Source organism: Pantoea sp. FN0302 (genome assembly GCF_050113775.1).
Lineage (GTDB): Bacteria > Pseudomonadota > Gammaproteobacteria > Enterobacterales > Enterobacteriaceae > Mixta > Mixta alhagi.
Genome location: NZ_JBNJSM010000007.1, coordinates 32622 through 50074 on the forward strand (window position 1 = coordinate 32622; position 17453 = coordinate 50074).

The window sequence follows — 17453 nt, forward strand, 5'->3', positions numbered from 1 at the left end:
CGCTCCTGTGGCAAACAGACGAAAATCCTATGAAATACGATACTTCCGAACTCTGCGACATCTATCACGAAGACGTAAACGTGGTAGAGCCCCTTTTCTCCAATTTTGGAGGTCGCACCTCGTTTGGCGGCCAAATCACGACGGTGAAATGTTTCGAGGACAACGGCCTGTTATACGACCTGCTGGAAGAAAATGGCCGGGGTCGTGTGCTGCTGGTAGATGGCGGCGGCTCAGTGCGGCGCGCGCTGGTTGATGCGGCGCTGGCTCAGCTGGCGGTGCAAAACGAATGGGAAGGCATTGTGGTCTACGGCTCGGTCCGCCAGGTTGACGATCTGGAAGAGCTGGATATTGGTATCCAGGCTATTGCCGCTATTCCGGTTGGCGCGGCGGGCGAAGGCATTGGCGAAAGCGATATTCGCGTTAACTTTGGCGGTGTTACCTTCTTTTCCGGCGATCATCTGTACGCGGACAATACCGGTATTATCCTGTCGGAAGATCCGCTGGATATTGAATAGCGGATGCGGTTACTGCGCCTGAGCTTGTCGCCAGGGCAGATCGCGGACAGCAAAAACGGGTGCCTGGGCACCCGTTTTTTATGTTCGATGAAAGCAGCATCCGTGCGGATTAAACTTCTTCCATCTTACCTAACAAAGCCCGCAGGCGCTCCTGCCACTGAACCTGTTCTTCTTTCAGGTGCTGGTTTTCACGCACCAGCGCTTCGCTGTTTCCCGAGGCCTGTTGAACTTCATGTTTCAGACTGTTGTTCTGCTCTTTCAGCTCTTCGATTTCCATCTGCAGCAGCGTGATGGTATCAATCGCCTGCTGTACTTTCGCTTCCAGTTTCTCGAATACTTCAAATGACATTCTATGACTTCTCCTAATCGCAAGGCGTTGATGATGCCAGCCGCAGACGACGAGACATCACAAAACTTCGTAAAAAAATCTAACACTCCGATTGTAAGTAGCCGCACAGCCCAAGTCCAGCGGCGAACCGTTGTGAAGCGCAGTATGTAACACTTTTCAGCATATACCGAAAGCGGTACGGCAGCCTAATCGTTGATAATGGCCCGTTTGTTAACAAAACGAACGCAACGTGCAGCGAGAGGTGACAAAAATGATGTTTAAAGAACAGCAAAAGACGCGAAAGCGAGCATTTTTTTGATGGACTACACAGTTTTAGCGTTCGCTATTTCTCGTTTATGCGCGTTAACGATAAATTCACAACAGCCCTACATTTGTTTGGGTAGCTCAATGGAATGAAAACAACGATTGATAAAATTTAACCTCGCCTTCAGGAATTTCATTATGAGTCAGACAGCAACTAGCACACTCAAAGGTCAGTGCATTGCCGAATTTATTGGAACCGGCATGATCATCTTCTTCGGCGCTGGCTGTGTCGCCGCAATGAAGCTGACTGGCGCCGCTTTCGGTCAATGGGAAATTTGCATTGTCTGGGGCCTGGCCGTGGCCATGGCCGTCTATATGACGGCAGGGGTTTCAGGCGCACACCTGAACCCAGCCGTTACCGTCGCACTTTGCCTGTTCGCCAATTTTGAAGGACGTAAAGTTGCCCCTTATATTGTGGCTCAGGTCGCCGGAGCATTCTGCGCCGCCGCACTGGTTTATGGACTTTATTACAGCTTATTTATTGACTATGAAAGCAGCCATCAGATGCTACGCGGCAGCGCAGAAAGCCTCGATCTGGCCGGCATATTTTCAACCTACCCTAACCCGCATATTAGTGTAGGGCAGGCGTTTCTGGTGGAGATGGTGATTACGGCAGTATTGATGGCTGTGATTATGGCGCTTACCGATGATGGCAATGGCGTACCTCGTGGGCCATTAGCACCGCTGCTTATTGGTTTGCTGGTTGCGATTATCGGTGGTGCAATGGGGCCGCTGACCGGATTCGCACTGAACCCGGCACGTGATTTTGGTCCAAAAATTTTCGCCTGGCTGGCAGGCTGGGGTAACGTCGCCTTTACCGGTGGCCGTGATATTCCCTATTTCCTCGTGCCGATTTTTGGCCCGCTGGTTGGTGCCTGTCTGGGAGCCTGGGGTTATCGCTCACTGATCTGCCGTCATCTGCCCTGCAACCTTAATATCACGCAGGATACCAAAGCGGGAAAGCCGGTCGCGCGCGCTGAGCAGCATAAAGCGTAACAGTGTTTAATCTTTGCACATCAGGAATTGATTATGTCTACAGATAAAAAATATATTGTCGCGCTCGATCAGGGCACTACCAGCTCTCGTGCTGTGGTTCTTGACCATGACGCCAACATCGTGGCCGTTTCCCAACGCGAATTTACACAAATCTATCCGAAAGCGGGCTGGGTTGAACACGATCCGATGGATATCTGGGCTTCCCAAAGCTCTACGCTGGTTGAAGTGCTGGCGCATGCGGATATTCGCTCTGACCAGATTGCTGCTATCGGTATTACTAACCAGCGCGAAACGGCGATTGTCTGGGATAAAGAATCTGGCAAACCGATCTATAACGCAATTGTCTGGCAGGATCCACGCACGGCTGACTACTGCGAAAAGCTGAAAAAAGAGGGGCTGGAAGAGTACATTCAGCACACCACGGGTCTGGTGATTAACCCCTATTTCTCTGGCACCAAAGTGAAATGGATCCTCGATCATGTGGAAGGTGCACGCGAGCGCGCCAAACGTGGCGAGCTGCTGTTCGGAACCGTGGATACCTGGCTTATCTGGAAAATGACCCAGGGCCGGGTACATATTACCGACCACACCAACGCATCGCGTACCATGATGTACAACATTCATAAGCTGGAATGGGATCAACGGATGCTGGACATCCTCGACATTCCGCGTGAAATGCTGCCGGAAGTGAAATCTTCATCTGAAGTGTATGGGCAAACCAATATCGGCGGTAAAGGCGGAACGCGTATTCCTATCGCCGGTATCGCTGGCGATCAGCAGGCGGCACTGTATGGCCAGCTCTGTGTATTGCCGGGTATGGCGAAAAATACTTACGGTACCGGCTGCTTTATGCTGATGAACACCGGCACCGAGGCGGTCACCTCTACGCACGGCCTGTTAACCACTATCGCCTGCGGCCCGCGCGGTGAAGTTAACTATGCGCTGGAAGGTGCCGTGTTTATCGGTGGTGCCGCAATTCAGTGGCTGCGCGATGAGATGAAACTGATCAGCGATTCTGCCGACTCAGAATATTTCGCCATGAAAGTAAAAGACTCAAACGGCGTCTATATGGTTCCTGCCTTTACCGGTCTGGGCGCGCCTTACTGGGATCCCTATGCGCGTGGTGCGCTGTTTGGTCTGACGCGCGGCGCAAATGCCAATCATATTATTCGTGCAACGCTGGAATCTATCGCCTATCAGACGCGCGACGTGCTGGAAGCGATGCAGAATGATGCCAATACGCGTCTGCAATCCCTGCGCGTTGACGGCGGCGCGGTCGCGAATAACTTCCTGATGCAGTTCCAGTCCGATATTCTCGGTACCCGCGTAGAGCGGCCGGAAGTGCGGGAAGTTACCGCGCTGGGTGCGGCCTATCTTGCCGGTCTGGCAGTGGGCTTCTGGAAAGATCTGGATGAAGTACGCGCGAAAGCGGTTATTGAGCGCGAATTCCGCCCGAGCATTGAAACCACCGAGCGAAACTATCGCTACGCCGGCTGGCGTAAAGCTGTGGCCCGTGCCCAGGCATGGGAAGAGCACGACGAGTAATGCTTCAGGCCCGCGTCGCCAGGCGGCGCGGGCTTTTCTCTCCCCTTTCCCCGCTGTGATACACTTTCGCCTCATTTGTTTTTTCAGAGGCTGGTCATGAAACGAGAACTCGCCATTGAATTCTCCCGCGTTACCGAAGCTGCCGCTCTGGCAGGCTATAAATGGTTGGGTCGCGGCGACAAAAATCAGGCTGATGGCGCAGCAGTGAATGCCATGCGCATTATGCTCAACAAAGTTGATATCGACGGTCAGATTGTTATCGGCGAAGGTGAAATCGATGAAGCGCCGATGCTCTATATCGGTGAGAAAGTCGGCACCGGCAACGGCGATGCCGTTGATATCGCCGTCGATCCGATTGAAGGCACCCGCATGACCGCCATGGGTCAGGCGAATGCGCTGGCCGTGCTGGCAGTTGGCGACCGGGGCACGTTCCTGAATGCGCCCGATATGTATATGGAAAAGCTGATTGTCGGCCCCGCCGCTAAAGGCCATATCGATCTCAACCTGCCGCTGGAAACTAACCTGAAAAATATCGCAGCGGCATCAGGCAAAACGCTTGATGAACTGACGGTAACCATTCTGGCGAAGCCGCGCCATGATGACGTGATCAGGCAGATGCAGCAGCTGGGCGTGCGCATTTTCGCGATCCCCGACGGCGATGTCGCCGCCTCTATCCTGACCTGTATGCCCGATAGTGAAGTCGATGTGCTGTACGGCATCGGCGGTGCGCCGGAAGGCGTGGTATCAGCAGCGGTGATCCGCGCGCTGGATGGCGACATGCAGGGGCGTCTGCTGCCTCGTCATGAGGTGAAAGGGGAAAGCGAAGAAAACCGGCGCCTGGGCGAGCAGGAACTGGCGCGTTGCCATGAAATGGGGATCAACGCCCATCAGGTGCTGACGTTAGATATGATGGCGCGTAACGACAATGTGATTTTCTCCGCCACCGGCATTACCAGTGGCGACCTGCTGAAAGGCATTACGCGCCAGGGAAATATCGCAACCAGTGAAACGCTGCTGATCCGGGGTAAATCAAGGACTATCCGCCGTATTCAGTCGATTCACTATCTCGATCGCAAGGATACGGCGCTGCATCCGTGGATCCTGTAAGCATCAAATGGCCTGCGGTTCGGGGCCTTTTGATAGCGGCCACCAGCACAGCAGCATTAACACTGCGGTCGCGCACATCAGCATGCCCAAGCTAAACTGGCTGTTCTGCGGCAGCATCGCCGACAGCCAGGCAACCAGCCCGGAACCCAGGTTCTGTAGCCCGCCAATCAGTGCGCCAGCCGTCCCCGCCAGCCAGGCGTAAGGCTCCATCGCGCCAGATGTTGCCAGCGGAAACATCATCCCGGCGCCAAAGAAAAACAGGGATGCCGGTACCAGCAGCGTCCAGATATTCATGATGCCAAACCAGGCGGGCAGCCACATCAGAACGCCAGCCAGCAGGCAGCTGTTTACCGCATACCACATCAGCGTATGAAAGCTTTTCTCGTCACGTCCGGCAAACCAAGCGCCGAAAAAGGCTGCCGGGATCGGCAGAATAAACAGAATACTGATGGTCATTGCATCCAGCCCCAGCACGCCGCCCATCAAAATGCCGCAGCTTGCCTCATAGACGGCAATCCCCGCCAGCGCGCCAATAAGCATAATCAGATAGCGAACAAAAATGCGATCGCTCAGTAATGGCCGATAACGCGAAAACAGTGGCCGGGTTTCGCTCGCCAGAGGACGGGTTTCCGGGAGCCAGCGCGCCATTGCGCCGGTGACCAGCAAACACAGCAGCAGCAGGAAAGCAAAGCAGGCGTGCCAGCCAAACAGATGCGTTAGCATCGCGCCGATCATTGGCGCTGCAAGTGGGCTGACAAGAATCCCCATATTTAACAGGCTGTTTGCCTGACGCAGCGCGCTGCCGGCATATAAATCACGCGGCATGGTCCGCGCCATCACGCCTGCGACGCCGGTGCCTAATCCCTGCAGGGCGCTGGCCGCTATCAGCCAGTCAATAGAAGGCGCAAGCAATGCCCCCAGCGCGCCCAGCATAAAAATAGCCATGCCCGCCAGTATTACCGGTTTACGTCCCACGCTATCGGAGAGAGGCCCGTAAATCAGCTGTGAACTACCATAGGTCATCAGGTAGGCGGCCATTACGCGCTGCATTACGCCATCGCGTATGTTAAAAGATGCAGCAATGTCGGCCATTGCCGGGACATAGATGGTTTGTGCCATTTGTCCTACCGCCACCAATACAATCAGCATCAGTAACAGATGTCCGTTTTCTATCTTTTTCATAGCCACTTAGAAGAAAGTTACAGAATAAAAGCCCACTGTTTGACTGTTATGTAGCAAATCAGTGGGGATTTCAGATTTGATGGCGGCAAAAATAGCAGTTTGCTTACAGAAGGGAATGACGCAGCGACAAGTTTTTTTATCATTCTGTCAGCAGAAATTGCCCTTCTTTGTAAAACTAACTATACGGCCGCACAAACTGATACCTCCTTTTGTCGCGCAGAGCTTTTCTGGCGCAGGCAGGCTGGAAAAAACGGCGTTGAGTGACGAAGATAGGCAAAGAGCTAACTGGAGAGAGGAAAAGTCATGGCTGAATGGGTTAACGGCAGCGTTACGGAAGTTACACACTGGACGGATAGTTTATTCAGCATCAAGGTTAATGCTCCCGTCACGCCCTTTACCGCTGGTCAGTTTGCCAAGCTGGCGCTGGAGATTGAAGGCGAGCGGGTGCAGCGCGCCTACTCTTATGTGAATGCTCCTGCCGATCCCGCTTTAGAATTTTACCTGGTCAATGTGCCGGAAGGGAAATTAAGCCCAAGGCTACATGCCTTACAGCCGGGCGATCGGGTAATGGTGACGAAAGAAGCCGCCGGTTTTTTTGTGCTGGAAGAGATCCCCGAATGCCAAACCCTGTGGATGCTGGCAACCGGCACCGCTATCGGCCCTTACCTTTCGATTTTGCAACAGGGCGAAGGCCTGGAGCGGTTCCAGAATCTGGTACTGGTTCATGCCGCGCGCTACGCCGCCGATTTAAGTTATCTGCCGCTCATGCAGCAGTTAGAGCAGCGCTATAACGGCACGCTGCGGATCCAGACGGTCGTCAGCCGCGAAGAGAGCCCGGGCTCGTTAACGGGGCGCGTCCCGGCGCTGATCGCCAGCGGTGAGCTGGAGCGTGCGGTAGGGCTGCCAATGGAGGCTGACAGCAGCCACGTTATGCTGTGCGGTAATCCGCAAATGGTGCGCGATACCCAACAACTGTTAAAAGAGACGCGCGCAATGAATAAACATCTGCGGCGTAAACCCGGTCATATCACCAGCGAGCATTACTGGTGAGGACTTTTTTCCACGCCGCGCCAGCGAAAATAGTTAACCGGCTGCGCGGCACGACCATAACGGTTTTCGCCTGCCGAACCGCTCAGTAGCCCTAATTCGCATAACATGCCGACAAGAATTAGCGCAGGCACAAAACGTCCCAGACCGCTGTGCCAGCCAGCGCCTAAAACGCCCCAGTTACCCGCCAGCAGGATCCAGGCAACCACCAGCAACAGCGCCCAGTAGCCGCGTTTGTTACGATCGTGCAGGCGTTTCACCAGCACCGCGCTGGCAGGCCATAGCAAGCAGACCACGCAGAATGCTGCCGTCTGGGTATCCAGCAGATCGTTTCCCGCCAGCGTGAAAAGCGCGGTCATGGTCAACAGCCAGACTATCTGCCAAATCCAGAAGTCACGCCGTCCCAGGCGACCACGATAAGAAAAACACCATTGCTGTAGCGTCATGCTTTCGTCCCGAGGAAAACTAAAAAGGGTTGCCGCAGCTTTTGACTTTGGCGGGTAAAAACCGTTCTAATCTGGGCTGAGTTTACTGGACAGGGCAAAAAAAATGAAGAAAGCGCCAGGCTCTTTGCTGACGCCCATCCCGATACTATTGGCACTATTGATGGGCACCGCCGCGCATGCCGATGATGTATCGTCGCGTAGTAATGACTTGCCCACTGCGCCTTACCTGCTGCCAGGTGCGCCAACATTTGATATGAGTATTGCGCAGTTTCGGGAAAAGTATAATACGGCAAATCCTGATTTACCGCTCAGCGAATATCGGGCGATCGATAGCCGACTGGATAAAAGTCCATTAACGCGTGCGGCCAGCAAGATCAGCGAAACGCTCTACGCCTCTACGGCGCTGGAGCCGGGCACCGGAAAAATAAAAACGCTCCAGATCACCTGGCTGCCAATTCCCGGCCCTGATGAAAAAGCAGCACAGGAAAAAGCACAGGCATATATGACGGCGCTGATGCGCTTTTTCTCGCCAACACGTTCGCCAGAAGATAGCCGCAAAAGGCTGAATGAGCTGCTGAGCAAAGGGAAAGGCGCACGCTATTATTCGCAGACCGAAGGCGCGCTACGCTTTGTAGTCGCAGACAACGGCGAAAAGGGGCTCACCTTTGCTGTAGAGCCAATCAAGCTCTCGCTCACTGTGCCCTAAGGGTTGTGCCAAAAATGACGAAAAGCAAAGCCATTCAGGGTTAACATCTCTATACTGTCTGGCAGACATCGCTGCCCGTCGGGCAGTGTACTTTACTGGTATTGCGTTACACGTGGAGGATATGATGCGACATCCATTAGTTATGGGTAACTGGAAACTGAACGGCAACAAAAAAATGGTCAGCGATCTGATCGACGGCCTGCGTAAAGAACTGAACGCCGTTCAGGGCTGTGGCGTTGCCATCGCCCCGCCAGTGATGTATCTGGATCAGGCGCAGCAGGCGCTGGCCGACAGCCAGATCGTACTGGGTGCCCAGAACGTTGATGTTAACCTGTCTGGTGCCTTTACCGGTGAAGTCTCTGCCGAAATGCTGAAGGATATTGGCGCTCGCTATATCATTATCGGCCATTCAGAACGCCGTACTTATCACAAAGAAAGCGATGAGTTTATTGCGAAAAAATTCGCCGTGCTGAAAGAAGCAGGTCTGACTCCGGTACTCTGCATCGGTGAGACCGAAGCAGAAAACGAAGCGGGTAAAACCGAAGAAGTATGTGCGCGTCAAATTGATGCGGTGCTGGAAAGCCAGGGTGCTGCTGCCTTTAACGGCGCAGTGATTGCCTATGAGCCGATCTGGGCGATTGGTACCGGCAAATCAGCCACTCCGGCGCAGGCGCAGGCGGTGCATAAGTTTATTCGTGAACATATCGCAAAGAAAGATGCGAAAGTAGCCGAGCAGGTTATTATCCAGTACGGCGGCTCCGTTAACGATAAAAATGCCGCAGAGCTGTTTGCTCAGCCGGATATCGATGGCGCGCTGGTTGGCGGTGCTTCACTGAAAGCTGACGCCTTTGCCGTCATCGTCAAGGCCGCTGCCGCAGCAAAAGCCTGATGTTTAACGGGCGGCATTGCCGCCCGTTTTCTGTTGTGCCTTAATGCAGAATCGTACAGCGATGTTCCTGCAACTCTTCCGCCGAAGCCCGATTCAACTTCAGCCAGTCACGCTTTATTGCCATTAATGCCAGCCTGCCATCGGATAAGCTAGCCAGCGCCAGGCCATATTTCCCCATCTCCTGCTGCGCCTGCGGCACTTCCTGCATTAAACGCATAAAACTGCTCTGCTGCGCCAGCTCGGCTGGCGTCAATGCGCGAACCAGCCAGCGATGCTGATGCAATGTTTCCGGCTGCCACTGTGAATTCAGCTGCGGCGTTAGCCTGTCCAGCTGTTGACGTACCTCAGGATCCAGGCAGGAGATATGAATATGCAGCTGGTTCTGGGTACGGCCATACTCGGAATTAATGGCTAATGAGATGGCGCTATCGGGAACGGCAGAGCCGTGACGCATCGTCAGCAGATGACGCTGTTGCCAGGCCAGCGCAAAGAAATCAGGCGTAGCGGGATCCCGCAGCGCCGGGCTTTCGATACCGCTGATGCGGGCCACAGGCATTAATAAATATTGCAGAGAGCCGTTACGATCTTTCAGCGTGACGTAACCTGCCTTGATATCAACGCTCTGGCAGGGGCTGGGATCGTTTTTTTGTAGCTGGCCCGGCACGCACTGCTGGCTAATAATTTGCCACAGCGCGTTGCCGTTATGATGGAAACGCCATGCCGCGAAGGCCAGCGCGATAACAAGAAAGGCGATAACAACCGTAACGATTTTCAGAACGCGTGCAGGGACTGACATAGCGACTCCTCCTGATGAACGCTGACAACCCTCGTTGGCTTAACGAGAATTGTCACGCTAAATCATCAGAGGAGAACGCGCTAGCGTTTCATTACCTGGTCGTAGGTGCCACCTTCCGCAAAGTGCGTTTTCTGTGCCTGCGTCCAGCCGCCGAATTTGTTATCAATGGTGAACAGCTTCAGCGGCGTAAAGGTGCTGGCATATTTCTTTGCCACCCCGGCATCACGAGGACGGTAGAAGTTTTGCGCGGCAATGGCCTGCCCCTCCGGTGAGTAGAGATAATTCAGATAGTCATTGGCTACTTTGCGCGTATCACGATCGTCAACCACGCGATCGACAACGGATACCGTCGGCTCGGCAAGGATAGACTCACTGGGCGTAACAATCTCAAACTGGTCTTTACCCAGCTTATTTACCGCCAGATAAGCTTCGTTCTCCCAGGCAATCAGCACATCGCCAATGCCGCGCTCAACAAACGTATTCGTTGCCCCGCGAGCGCCGGAATCCTGTACCTCGACGTTTTTATACAGCGCTTTAACAAACTCCAGCGCCTTATCCTGGTTGCCATTGTTCTGGTCCAGCGCGTAGCCCCAGGCGGCAAGATAGTTCCAGCGTGCGCCGCCAGAGGTTTTAGGATTAGGAGTAATAACCGCAACGCCAGGCTTCAGCAAATCTGGCCAGTCGTGGATCTGCTTTGGATTGCCTTTACGCACCAGAAAAACGATGGTGGAGGTGTAAGGCGCAGAATTATCCGGGAGCCGTTTTATCCACTCTTTATTAATTCGGCCGCGCGCGGCAATGGCATCAATATCGGAAGCCAGCGCCAGTGTTACCACATCGGCGCGAATGCCGTTGATTACCGACGTTGCCTGCTTGCCGGAGCCGCCATGCGACTGGCGGATCACGATATTATCGCCGGTTTCCTGCTTGTAGTGCGCGCTGAACGCTTTGTTATATTGCTCATACAGCTCACGTGTCGGATCGTAAGATACGTTCAGCAGTTCAATATTTTTTGCCAGTACGCTGGTTGATGCCAGTAAAACGGCCAGCCCTACACTCCACTTATTCATCGTACGCTCCCCCGGAAGTTATTAACGGAAGCGTGACATAAAGCTTACGGCGTTTTAAAGAATTAAAAATAGGAGGTTATTACTTTATGGAATATAAAAAGGGGAAACAGGGCACTGCGTGCGCAGCGCCCTGAAAACAATTAATAAAGTTTTTTTGCGGTTTCCAGCCAGTCGCGTTTGAAAGGGCGCTTCATGTTTTCAATGGCATCGATGATATCGTGATGCACCATCTTTTCATTCTGGATGCCCACGCAGCGGCCGCCGTAGCCCTGTAGCAACAGTTCAATCGCATAAGCGCCCATACGTGAAGCCAGAATACGGTCATAGGCGACCGGTGCACCACCGCGCTGAATGTGACCCAGAACCGTCGCGCGCGTTTCGCGTTTGGTTTCCGCTTCGATATATTTCGCCAGCTCATCGATATCGCAGATATGCTCAGTAATCGCCACGATAGCGTGCTTTTTACCTTTCTCGATACCCGCTTTGATCTCCTGCACCAGCTCTTCGCGAGTATAAGGAATTTCCGGCAGTACGATAAATTCACATCCGCCCGCAATCGACGCTGCCAGCGTCAGATCGCCACAGTAACGGCCCATCACTTCAACGATAGAAATACGCTGGTGTGAAGAAGAGGTATCACGCAGGCGGTCGATTGCTTCAACCACCGTTTCCAGCGCTGTGAAATAACCAATGGTGTAGTCGGTACCGGCCACGTCGTTATCGATGGTGCCCGGTAAACCGATACATGGGAAGCCCATTTCAGTCAGGCGTTTCGCACCCATATAAGAGCCGTCGCCGCCAATCACCACCAGCGCATCGATATTGCGCTTTTTCATATTCTCAATGGCTACCTGACGCGTTTCCTCATTACGGAACTCAGGAAAACGCGCAGAGCCCAGAAAGGTGCCGCCGCGGTTAATCATGTCAGAAACGCTGTAGCGGTCGAGGTTGATCATGCGGTCTTCATACAAGCCGAGATAGCCATCATAAATGCCACAAACTTCCAGTCCTTCACTCAGGGCGGAGCGAACGACACCGCGAATAGCTGCGTTCATCCCTGGGGCGTCGCCGCCGCTTGTCAGTACACCGATTTTCTTGATCATGGCTACCTCTGGACTTAATACTTAATGATGAATTCGTTACGCCGGAAAGGTTCGACGCCCGCTCAGTGTCCGATCTTACCGACTCATAATGGCAAATAGTATATCAAACCCCTGCTGCTGAATTGATTCAGGTCAGACTAGTTTCGGGTAAAATCTTTTCCACAATGTGGCTTTGCGCCTCGTTCAAAAGCCAGGCTGATATTATTCCACACTTCTGCCTATAAAAAACCCTGCGGCTCGGTGCGGGCAACAGAACAGGGATCCTGATGGATGATAATATCCGAGCCAGGAAAGTGTTTTAAAAGCGCCTGCTCTACCTGCTCCGCCACGCGATGTGCCTGAATTAACGGCAAGTTATCCTCTATTTCCAGATGGACCTGAATAAAGCGTGTCGGACCTGATTGTCGGGTACGCAAATCGTGCGCGCCCTGGACGCCAGGCCAGCTGGTGATGATTTGCACTATCTGTTGCCGCTCCGCATCAGGCAACGCACGATCAAGTAAAGACTGTACGGCATCATAGCCCATACGTAACGCGCTAAACAGAATCCATGCGCCAATGCCTAACGCAAACAGCGCATCAGCCCGGGTGAAGCCATACCAGCTAAGCGCCAGCGCCAGCAAAATGGCCCCGTTCATCAATACGTCAGACTGATAATGCAACATGTCGGCACGAATCGCCTGGCTTTGCGTTTTACGCACGACCCAGCGTTGAAAAGCCACCAGCAGCAGCGTTGAAACCAACGCCACAAGGGTAACGACCATACCTACCAGCGGTGCGTGTAGCACGCCCGGAGAAGCCAAATGCTGAATACCGGTCAGGAACAAAAACAGGGCAGAGCCGGAAATAAACATGCTCTGCGCCAGGGCTGCCAGCGATTCCGCTTTACCATGACCAAACGTATGCTCCGCATCCGCAGGCTGCAATGAATAGCGCACCACCAGAAGATTGGTTAAAGAGGCGGCGGTATCGACCAGCGAATCCACCAGAGCTGCCAGTACGCTGACCGATCCGGTATACCACCAGGCGAATATCTTGATAAATAACAGCAGCACTGCCAGCACCGTTGCTGCCATTGCCGCCCGGTTAACCAGCCGCGCATAGGAAGCTAACATCCGCACCCCACTGAAAGTAAAAGCTAAGTATAAGAGCAGTATCGCAAAAAGCAGCAGGATACGCGCAAAGGATGTGCAGAAAAGGGAGATATTATGGGCAAAAAAAACCCCGCCATCATGGCGGGGAAGACAGGGATGGTGTCTATGGCAAGGAAAACAGGGATACTATATTACTGGTTACTGCCGGCACTACTCGCTTCATGCAGAGGCTGAACCTGCTGCAAATTCGTCAGCCTGCGCAACTCACTCATTCGTTGCTCATGCTTTTGTTGCAAAACAGCCTGTTGCTGCGGCGTTAGCAGGTGATACATCTGGTTGCGGATACGGGCCATTTCGACCTGCCGCGCAACCTGTTCCTGTGCTAACTTTTCTGCCTGAGCCTTTACGGCTGTTTCATTAAACTTTTCTGCAATCACCAGATTATGCAGAGTTTCTAAATCTTTCACGTTTACGGGAGGGCGCTCATGTTGCGTTTGCTGCATTAGATCCCGCATCTGCTGACGCTGTTGTTCCGAAAGCTTAATGCCATCAAACATATGGCTTTGCGGATTTTGCGCTATGCTGCCAGTCATCAATTCGCCTGGCGGATGCATCCCGTCAATCGTCGTAACGTCTGCTGCCCATGCGCTGGAGTAACTAAAAACCACCGAGGCTGAAGCAAAGACGACGGCGGTTACTTTGCGCATCGTTTACTCCCACATTCGTTTGCATCATTTGATTCAACGCAGTTCAGACTACAGAGATAGCTGCAAACTAGCGTCAGGGGGTGTAAAACTACGTAAAGCGATGGAATGGGGTAGGCGATCACGCTATTTTGCCTGCGGAGGGCTTAAGAAAATGAATAAAATCCTGTTGGTTGATGATGACCGCGAATTAACTTCGCTGCTTAAAGAATTGCTTGAAATGGAAGGGTTTAATATCGTTGTCGCCTCAGATGGGGAACAGGCGCTCAGCCTGCTCGATGACACCATTGATCTGTTATTACTCGATGTGATGATGCCTAAAAAGAACGGCATCGATACGTTGAAAGAGCTTCGCCAGCAATATCAAACACCGGTGATTATGTTGACCGCGCGCGGCAGCGAACTGGATCGCGTTTTAGGTCTCGAACTGGGTGCCGATGACTATCTACCGAAGCCGTTTAACGATCGTGAACTGGTCGCCCGTATCCGCGCTATTTTGCGTCGTTCCAGCTGGAGCGAACAACAACAGCAGCATGACAACAGCTCGCCAACGCTGGAAGTCGACTGCCTGCGACTCAATCCCGGCCGCCAGGAAGCCAGCTTTGATAACGTTACGCTGGATCTGACCGGTACCGAATTCACCCTACTCTATTTGTTAGCCCAGCATCTTGGCCAGGTAGTATCACGCGAGCATCTCAGTCAGGAAGTGCTGGGTAAGCGCCTGACGCCATTTGATCGCGCCATTGATATGCATATCTCTAACCTGCGTCGTAAGCTGCCTGAACGCCGCGATGGTCACCCCTGGTTTAAAACGCTGCGTGGCCGTGGATATTTGATGGTCTCCGCGTCATGATAAGCAGCCTGACCACTCGCATCTTTGCCATCTTCTGGTTAACGCTGGCGTTGGTTCTGATGCTGGTGCTTATGCTCCCTAAGCTGGATTCACGCCAGCTTACGTCACTGCTGGAAAGCGAGCAGCGACAGGGCATCATGATTGAGCAGCACATTGAAGCGGAGCTTATGCAGGATCCGCCCAATGATTTGATGTGGTGGCGTCGGCTGTTTCGCGCTATCGATAAATGGGCGCCGCCCGGCCAACGTCTGCTGCTGGTTACCAGCGAAGGCCGCGTTATTGGCGCTCAGCATAATGAAATGCAGATTATCCGCAATTTTATCGGGCAATCTGACAATGCCGATCATCCTCTGAAAAAGAAATATGGCCGCGTTGAGCTGGTTGGGCCCTTTGCCGTACGCGATGGCGAAGATAATTATCAACTCTATCTGATGCGCCCGGCCAGCAGCTCCCAGCTGGATTTTATCAATCTGCTGTTTGACCGCCCGCTGTTGCTCTTGATTGTCACCATGCTGATCAGCTCCCCTCTGCTGCTGTGGCTGGCCTGGAGCCTGGCGAAACCGGCGCGTAAGTTAAAACACGCGGCGGATGATGTGGCTAGTGGGAATCTGCGTCAGCATCCGGAACTGGAAGCGGGGCCGCAGGAATTTCTTGCCGCTGGCTCCAGCTTTAATCAGATGGTCAGCGCGCTGGAGCGCATGATGACCGCGCAACAGCGCCTGCTCTCCGATATTTCACACGAGCTGCGTACGCCCTTAACACGTCTCCAGTTGGCCACTGCCCTGATGCGTCGTCGTTATGGCGAAGGCAAAGAGTTAGGACGCATTGAACTGGAGGCGCAGCGCCTTGACGGCATGATTAACGATTTGCTGGTGCTGTCGCGTACGCAGCATAAAAATGCGTTAGTCAGCGAAGCGATGAAAGCAAACCATCTCTGGAATGGCGTACTGGAAGATGCCAAATTTGAAGCGGAGCAGATGGGTAAAAAGCTGGAGGTGCCCTACCCGCCAGGCCCATGGCCGCTGTATGGCAACCCCCATGCGCTGGAAAGCGCGCTGGAAAATATTGTCCGTAATGCGCTGCGCTACTCAAATTCACATATTTCAGTGAGCTTCTCTGTGGATAATCAGGGGATCACAGTGCATGTCGATGATGACGGTCCTGGCGTCAGCCCGGAAGATCGTGAACAGATATTCCGTCCCTTCTATCGCACCGATGAGGCGCGTGACAGGGAGTCCGGCGGCACCGGGCTGGGTCTGGCAATTGTTGAAACGGCTATCCAGCAGCATCGCGGCTGGGTAAAAGCGGATGACAGCCCGCTCGGCGGCTTGCGTCTGACTATCTGGCTACCGCTGTACTCTGTGCGCTAATTTGTTATGCTTCGGCCCTCGTTATCGGGGGCCTTATGCTGAACATCGTCTTATTTGAACCTGAAATTCCACCTAATACCGGCAATATCATTCGCCTGTGCGCAAATACCGGCTTCCAGCTGCATCTGATTGAGCCGCTTGGCTTTACCTGGGATGACAAGCGCCTGCGTCGCGCCGGGCTTGATTACCATGAATTTACCGCGATTAAACGTCACGCCAGCTTTGAGGCGTTCTGCACCAGCGAACAGCCTGAGCGTCTGTTTGCGCTGACAACCAAGGGCACGCCTGCGCACAGCGCGGTTAGCTATCAATCAGGTGATTATCTGCTGTTTGGCCCTGAAAGCCGCGGCTTACCCGCCACGATTCTGGATGCACTACCTCCACAGCAAAAAATCCGCATTCCCATGCTGGCGCAAAGCCGCAGCATGAACCTGTCGAATGCGGTTTCAGTGGTGGTGTATGAGGCCTGGCGGCAGTTGGAATATCAGGGCGCTCTGCTAAAAAGCTGACGCCGACGAAGGGCGACGTCAGATGCCGTCGCCAAACTCAAAGCCGGGGATCGTGCCGTTAAAATGTTGATCCATATCCATGGATGGCTTATCGCTGGCCGGTTTGCCAACGATGCGCGCCGGCACGCCGGCGGCGGTGGTATGCGGCGGCACCGGCTGTAGCACCACCGAACCGGCACCAATTTTCGCCCCGCGCCCAACTTCAATATTGCCGAGGATTTTCGCACCGGCGCCAATCATCACCCCTTCACGAATTTTAGGATGACGGTCGCCGCTGGTTTTACCCGTGCCGCCAAGCGTAACCGACTGCAGGATAGAGACATCGTTCTCAACCACCGCCGTTTCGCCAATCACGATGCCGGTCGCATGGTCAAGCATGATGCCGCAGCCAATACGCGCGGCCGGATGGATATCTACGGCAAAAGAGACAGAGATTTCATTTTGCAGATAGACCGCCAGCGCCCGGCGACCCTCGTTCCACAGCCAGTGGCCGATACGATAAGCCTGCAGCGCATGGAAGCCTTTCAGATAGAGCAGCGGCGTCGAATATTTATCTATCGCTGGATCGCGCTGGCGTACCGCCAGAATATCGCGTGCCGCCGCAGCGATCATTGAGGGGTCATGGCGATACGCCTCTTCGACAATCTCACGAATGGCGATAGCGGGCATAATTGCATTAGCCAGCTTGTTAGCCAGCATATAACTTAGCGCGCCGCCAAGGTTCTCATGCTTAAGCAATGTCGCATGGAAAAAACTGGCCAGCATGGGTTCACAATCCGCCAGGGCACGCCCTTCCGCTTTGATGTTATTCCAGACCAGCTGTAACTCTTCATCCGACATTGCTCTCTCCCGATAAAAAAATAGCGTCC

The 17453-nt window shown here is 53.6% G+C and carries 19 protein-coding genes; 10 read left to right on the plus strand and 9 right to left on the minus strand.

Going from position 1 to position 17453, the window contains the following annotated elements; translation table 11 throughout:
- Positions 1–29 precede the first annotated feature (29 nt).
- A complete protein-coding gene (gene rraA, locus ACQE32_RS18150) occupies positions 30–515 on the plus strand; it encodes a ribonuclease E activity regulator RraA (RefSeq protein WP_085072261.1) in 486 nt (161 codons plus the stop codon).
- A gap of 109 nt (positions 516–624) precedes the next feature.
- Here rraA and zapB read toward each other — a convergent pair whose 3' ends face one another.
- Positions 625–864: a cell division protein ZapB gene (gene zapB / locus ACQE32_RS18155; protein ID WP_085069362.1), complete on the minus strand. Its 240-nt coding sequence runs from the start codon at positions 862–864 to the stop codon at positions 625–627.
- A gap of 441 nt (positions 865–1305) precedes the next feature.
- Here zapB and ACQE32_RS18160 point away from each other — a divergent pair, with 441 nt between their 5' ends.
- The 3 genes from ACQE32_RS18160 to glpX all read left to right on the plus strand — a co-directional run bounded on the left by ACQE32_RS18160 (position 1306) and on the right by glpX (position 4815).
- The gene (locus tag ACQE32_RS18160) at positions 1306–2163 is read left to right on the plus strand and encodes an MIP/aquaporin family protein (RefSeq protein ID WP_426974947.1); all 858 of its coding nucleotides are present in this window, start codon (positions 1306–1308) and stop codon (positions 2161–2163) included.
- 30 nt (positions 2164–2193) lie between these two features.
- Positions 2194–3708: a glycerol kinase GlpK gene (glpK, locus tag ACQE32_RS18165; protein WP_085072260.1), complete on the plus strand. Its 1515-nt coding sequence runs from the start codon at positions 2194–2196 to the stop codon at positions 3706–3708.
- Between the two features lie 96 nt (positions 3709–3804).
- A complete protein-coding gene (gene glpX, locus ACQE32_RS18170) occupies positions 3805–4815 on the plus strand; it encodes a class II fructose-bisphosphatase (protein ID WP_250651184.1) in 1011 nt (336 codons plus the stop codon).
- A gap of 3 nt (positions 4816–4818) precedes the next feature.
- Here the strand turns inward: glpX and emrD are convergent, their stop codons facing one another.
- A complete protein-coding gene (emrD, locus tag ACQE32_RS18175) occupies positions 4819–5997 on the minus strand; it encodes a multidrug efflux MFS transporter EmrD (RefSeq protein WP_426974946.1) in 1179 nt (392 codons plus the stop codon).
- Between the two features lie 303 nt (positions 5998–6300).
- Between emrD and fpr the strand changes: the two genes are divergently transcribed.
- The gene (gene fpr / locus ACQE32_RS18180) at positions 6301–7047 is read left to right on the plus strand and encodes a ferredoxin--NADP(+) reductase (RefSeq protein ID WP_426974945.1); all 747 of its coding nucleotides are present in this window, start codon (positions 6301–6303) and stop codon (positions 7045–7047) included.
- Here the strand turns inward: fpr and ACQE32_RS18185 are convergent.
- Positions 7038–7490 (minus strand): DUF805 domain-containing protein, encoded by a 453-nt coding sequence (locus ACQE32_RS18185; protein WP_426974944.1) that lies wholly within the window; start codon positions 7488–7490, stop codon positions 7038–7040. The genes fpr and ACQE32_RS18185 overlap by 10 nt on opposite strands.
- Before the next feature lie 103 nt (positions 7491–7593).
- Between ACQE32_RS18185 and ACQE32_RS18190 the strand changes: the two genes are divergently transcribed.
- On the plus strand, positions 7594–8196 hold the full coding sequence (locus tag ACQE32_RS18190; RefSeq protein ID WP_427022212.1) for a DUF1454 family protein: 603 nt from the start codon (positions 7594–7596) through the stop codon (positions 8194–8196).
- A 124-nt stretch (positions 8197–8320) separates the two neighbouring features.
- Positions 8321–9085 carry a triose-phosphate isomerase gene (gene tpiA, locus ACQE32_RS18195; RefSeq protein WP_085069348.1) on the plus strand — a complete coding sequence of 255 codons (765 nt, stop codon included), beginning with the start codon at positions 8321–8323 and terminating at the stop codon, positions 9083–9085.
- Positions 9086–9125: 40 nt separating this feature from the next.
- On the opposite strand, the gene ACQE32_RS18200 is transcribed toward tpiA, so the two are convergent.
- From ACQE32_RS18200 to cpxP, 5 genes are all read right to left on the minus strand, one after another.
- Entirely contained in the window at positions 9126–9881 is a 756-nt protein-coding gene (locus ACQE32_RS18200) for a CDP-diacylglycerol diphosphatase (protein ID WP_426974942.1), read from the minus strand.
- Positions 9882–9961: 80 nt separating this feature from the next.
- Positions 9962–10951 (minus strand): sulfate ABC transporter substrate-binding protein, encoded by a 990-nt coding sequence (locus ACQE32_RS18205; RefSeq protein ID WP_426974941.1) that lies wholly within the window; start codon positions 10949–10951, stop codon positions 9962–9964.
- A 140-nt stretch (positions 10952–11091) separates the two neighbouring features.
- Positions 11092–12054, minus strand: a complete 963-nt coding sequence (gene pfkA / locus ACQE32_RS18210) for a 6-phosphofructokinase (RefSeq protein WP_426974940.1) — start codon at positions 12052–12054, stop codon at positions 11092–11094.
- A 218-nt stretch (positions 12055–12272) separates the two neighbouring features.
- Entirely contained in the window at positions 12273–13169 is an 897-nt protein-coding gene (gene fieF, locus ACQE32_RS18215; protein ID WP_426974939.1) for a CDF family cation-efflux transporter FieF, read from the minus strand.
- Positions 13170–13339: 170 nt separating this feature from the next.
- On the minus strand, positions 13340–13855 hold the full coding sequence (cpxP, locus tag ACQE32_RS18220; RefSeq protein ID WP_426974938.1) for a cell-envelope stress modulator CpxP: 516 nt from the start codon (positions 13853–13855) through the stop codon (positions 13340–13342).
- 151 nt (positions 13856–14006) lie between these two features.
- Here cpxP and cpxR point away from each other — a divergent pair, with 151 nt between their 5' ends.
- Genes cpxR through trmL form a run of 3 tightly spaced genes read left to right on the plus strand, consistent with a single transcriptional unit; the run spans position 14007 to position 16584 of the window.
- A complete protein-coding gene (gene cpxR / locus ACQE32_RS18225; protein WP_085069337.1) occupies positions 14007–14705 on the plus strand; it encodes an envelope stress response regulator transcription factor CpxR in 699 nt (232 codons plus the stop codon).
- Entirely contained in the window at positions 14702–16075 is a 1374-nt protein-coding gene (gene cpxA / locus ACQE32_RS18230) for an envelope stress sensor histidine kinase CpxA (RefSeq protein WP_426974937.1), read from the plus strand. Before cpxR ends, cpxA begins: the two co-directional genes overlap by 4 nt.
- 35 nt (positions 16076–16110) lie before the next feature.
- Positions 16111–16584, plus strand: a complete 474-nt coding sequence (gene trmL, locus ACQE32_RS18235; RefSeq protein ID WP_085069334.1) for a tRNA (uridine(34)/cytosine(34)/5-carboxymethylaminomethyluridine(34)-2'-O)-methyltransferase TrmL — start codon at positions 16111–16113, stop codon at positions 16582–16584.
- 18 nt (positions 16585–16602) lie between these two features.
- Here the strand turns inward: trmL and cysE are convergent, their stop codons facing one another.
- Positions 16603–17424: a serine O-acetyltransferase gene (cysE, locus tag ACQE32_RS18240; RefSeq protein WP_085069332.1), complete on the minus strand. Its 822-nt coding sequence runs from the start codon at positions 17422–17424 to the stop codon at positions 16603–16605.
- Positions 17425–17453: the final 29 nt, after the last annotated feature.